The following is a 1,790-nucleotide window of genomic DNA, read 5'->3' as shown; positions in this document are numbered from 1 at the left end:
GTGCTGATCGATGCCGTCGGCGCCCGCTACTCGGTGCCGAGCATCCTGGGGCATTTGCGCGAGGCCAACATCCCCGCCGACGTCTTCAACGGCAACATCGTCATGGGCCTGCGCCTGCCCTACGCCAATCTGAGGACCCACCGGAAGATCCTGGTGGTGGACGGCATCGCCGCCTTCACCGGCGGCATGAACATCCGCAAAGGCTTCTCCGCCGAATTCGCCGGCTCCAACAGCGCCAGGGACACACATTTCCGGGTGACCGGCCCGATCGTCGCCGACCTCTTTTCGGTCGCCGCCGAAGACTGGCGCTTCGCCACCAACGAGGCGCTGAAGGGCGACGCCTGGCGCATTGCCCCGCTGTCGCCGTCGCCAGGCGCACCGATGATGGTGCGGGCGGTCGCTTCCGGCCCGGATGCCAGCAACGAGACCAACCACAAGCTGCTGATCGGTGCGTTCTCGGTCGCCCGCAAGTCCATACGCGTGATGTCGCCCTATTTCCTGCCGGATCGGGAACTGATCAGCGCCCTGATCACCGCCGGCAGGCGCGGGGTCGAGATAGACATCGTGGTGCCGGCGGTGAACAATCTTTTCCTCGTCGACCGCGCGATGATGGCGCAGTTCGATCAGGTGCTCAAACACTATTGCCGTGTCTGGCGAACCGAGGGACCATTCGACCATTCGAAGCTGCTTTCGATCGACGGCGTGTGGGCCTATGTCGGATCTTCCAATCTTGACGCCCGATCGCTGCGGCTCAATTTCGAGATCGACTTGGAGGTGCTCGATGCCGGCTTTGCCAGCGAGATCGAGGCGCGGATCGGGTCGGCGATTGCCTCCGCCGTGCCGGTAACGCTGGAAGCCTTGCGAGCCCGGCCGTTCCTAATCAGGCTGTTCGACCGGGCATTGTGGCTCGGTTCACCCTATCTCTAAGGCGGAGGTGCGCTTGAGGAACTCGTCTGTCATGGAACATACGCCGAAATTGCCTATTTTGACTGTATCCGGCTTCTGAATTGAAGCCAGCGAGAACGAGCAGCACAGATGCACAGAATTGGACGCAGCCTCCCGGCAAGCATGCTTCTGTCCCTTCGTGACCGCCGGATGCAGAAAGCTAACGCCGCCGCACTCAAGACGACAGCCACCACCGGCACGCTGGTTGCCTCCTACAATGTCCATAAATGCATCGGCGTCGACAGGAAGTTCGATCCGGACCGGACCATCCGCGTCATCCGCGAAATCGATCCGGATGTCATTGCCCTGCAGGAAGCCGACAACCGCTTCGGCGACCGTGATGGTCTTCTCGACCTGCCCCGGCTCGAACGGGAAACCGGACTGGTTCCGGTGCCGATTTCCGCCACCGGCAAGGGCCATGGCTGGCATGGCAACGTCTTGCTGTTCAAGAAGGGCGTCGTTCGCGACGTGCACCAGATCAAGCTTCCGGGGCTGGAGCCGCGCGGCGCGGTGGTGGCGGAGATCGACCTCGATGGAAGCCGGACGCTGCGCATCATCGCCGCCCATCTTGGCCTGCTGCGCCGCTCCCGCTCCCAGCAGGCGCGCGTCGTGCTCGACCTGATGAACAGCCCGGACGAAAGACCGACCCTGCTGCTCGGCGACCTCAACGAATGGCGGCTTGGCAACCGCTCCGCTCTCAACACGCTGCATGCGACGTTCGGCCCGCAGCCGCCGGCGGTCCCCACCTTCCCGTCGAACCTGCCGCTGCTGGCGCTCGACCGGATCATGGCCAACCGGCATGGCATGATTGCCGCCATCGACGCGCATGACACGCCGCTTTCACG

2 protein-coding genes are annotated in these 1,790 nt (G+C 63.7%); both read left to right on the top strand.

Going from position 1 to position 1,790, the window contains the following annotated elements; all coding sequences use genetic code 11:
- The coding region (locus ENZ74_RS30965; protein WP_245471050.1) for a phospholipase D-like domain-containing protein at positions 1-927 on the top strand (927 nt) is incomplete at its 5' end.
- A gap of 108 nt (positions 928-1,035) precedes the next feature.
- Positions 1,036-1,790: endonuclease/exonuclease/phosphatase family protein (locus ENZ74_RS30960; protein ID WP_206522375.1), on the top strand; the 755-nt coding region annotated here is incomplete at its 3' end.

The organism is Mesorhizobium sp. M7A.F.Ca.CA.002.15.2.1 (genome assembly GCF_003998715.1).
GTDB classification, from domain to species: Bacteria; Pseudomonadota; Alphaproteobacteria; order Rhizobiales; family Rhizobiaceae; genus Mesorhizobium; species Mesorhizobium ciceri.
The sequence above is the reverse complement of the archived record's forward strand: the minus strand, read 5'-3'. Positions and strand labels throughout refer to the sequence as shown.